Source organism: Elioraea rosea (assembly GCF_007644105.1).
Taxonomy (GTDB): domain Bacteria; phylum Pseudomonadota; class Alphaproteobacteria; order Acetobacterales; family Acetobacteraceae; genus Elioraea_A; species Elioraea_A rosea.
On record NZ_VFAC01000086.1, the window covers coordinates 1 to 1,859 of the forward strand.

A 1,859-nucleotide genomic window follows, 5' to 3' on the forward strand; every position below is an offset into this window, starting at 1 on the left:
CGGCCGCGCTGCGGGCCTCCCGGGCAGCCTTGGCGGCGAGGCCCGCCTCCGTCAGCGCCGGCGCCTCGGCCGGTGCCGCGGCGCGCTGACGCGGCGCTGCGGGTCTCTCATCTGGCTGGTCCATGCCGGCGGTGGTGGCGCGGCCCGGCGCGGAAGTCAACGCGGGGGTGGTGAATAGCGTCGCAGTGTGAGGCCCCGCAATCGAGCGGGCCGATTGACCGGGTGAGCGCCGGATAATTCACAAAGTGCGCAATTCTAGATCAACTCCCCGCGCTCGCTACTCAAACCTGCGCAGCACCATTGGAGCCTTTCCGTGAACAACCAACGCGACGCAAATTTGCCCGCGACAGAAGCCCGTCTCGAGTGTTGTTGTGCATGGTCAGTAAACCATCCGCTGTGAAAACGGAAGCCGGCCTCAGTGCGGGGGTGATTTGTTGCGGCTCAGCAAGGTCGGCCATATCTAGGCTTTGTTACTGATTGATGGTTTGGAACGACGTGAAATGGCGGTCAGCCCCTTCGTTTTTCTTCAGAAGCAGGGGATTTTTTCCGAGACCGCCCCCGCAAAGGGGGCGTTTTAGTAGGTACGTCGTGCTTTGAGGTCCTTAGTATATGACGCAACATTTCGTCGCAAAGGTGAACTTTAGCCTTTTCATCCGCCATAGAAAATCTGCCGGGGGTGTCATTACCACCGGTTTGGAAGAATCAGATGATCCAAATGCGAATACAGTCAACGTCAATCTTACGCTGCGCCTGAGTTTGCGCAACTGATTGGGCACCTTTGCGCGCCATGTGCCGCCCTAGAATGGCAAATGTGCCGCCTTTTTGAGGAGCTTTCGGGATCTCCCCACGCCATACCAAGGCCTGTTTTTGCTGCGATTGAAACCAACCGAGGCCGACGAGCCATGATAAAGTCATTCCAGGACAAGCTGTTTAAAGACTACGATCTCACAGAAAAATTGTGTTCTCAGATTGTAAGAATAAGTCAAGTCTTCTTTCAAAAAATAAATTTGTTCATGATGCATATTGCTTAGCGTAACACGAAGATATTTAGGTGTTTAATTTGATGATTCGAAATCAGGAAAATTTTATGTATTGAAGAGGCAAATATATTTTATGAGTTCAACAAATGAATGGGTCAACTCCATTGCTCTTGATCTTGATGCGTTTCACGTTCAGTTGGCTCAATAGACGCCAGCATTGATTTAAAAACTTTGAAATTAGCAGTCGACGCGCCTGCAGTTCGCCAAGAAAGGTTCGCCGGGAAAGCGGCCAACAAAGCCCCTCTCCCGCGTCAAGCATCTTCGTCGTAATCACCGGCCTGTCCCGCTTACGCGTCATTCCATCGCCCGCGTGGTCTGCTAAGAGGATTGTCTGGATCGTGCTCCTACGATAGGTCAAAAAACCGATCGTTACGGACAAAAATCCTATACTACGAAATGATTTCTAAAGATCTAACGTTCCCTAATGGGGATCTCACGCGTTGAATGGAGGCGCCTTTGATACGTTTGCGGCATCGGCAACGGTGGCTTGGAGGGACGTAATGACTGTAAGTGAAGTTCTTATATCTCGAATGCCGCGTGCTTCAATAATACTGCTGAGAATTTTTGTATAGTTCTGGATGAATCGTGTCAAATAAGGTGAGAGCAATGTACAGAATGACGACTTGCGATCAACGTGCTACACAAAATAGCATGGGATATAATATACATACTAATGTCAGTAAATGTATACGAGATGAATTCAATAATTATGAAATTAACGTTCTCGTCGTCGATGACGAGCCGGCTATTTCGCGTGTTCTTTTACGGACACTACGTGCGCGTGGAATTGGTGCGATCTCTGCTCAATCGGCTGACGAG

1 protein-coding gene is annotated in these 1,859 nt (G+C 50.5%); it reads left to right on the plus strand.

The window, feature by feature from the left end:
* Positions 1-1,646: 1,646 nt before the first annotated feature.
* On the plus strand, positions 1,647-1,859 hold a 213-nt coding region (locus FIF60_RS21975), incomplete at its 3' end, for a hypothetical protein (protein ID WP_204251282.1).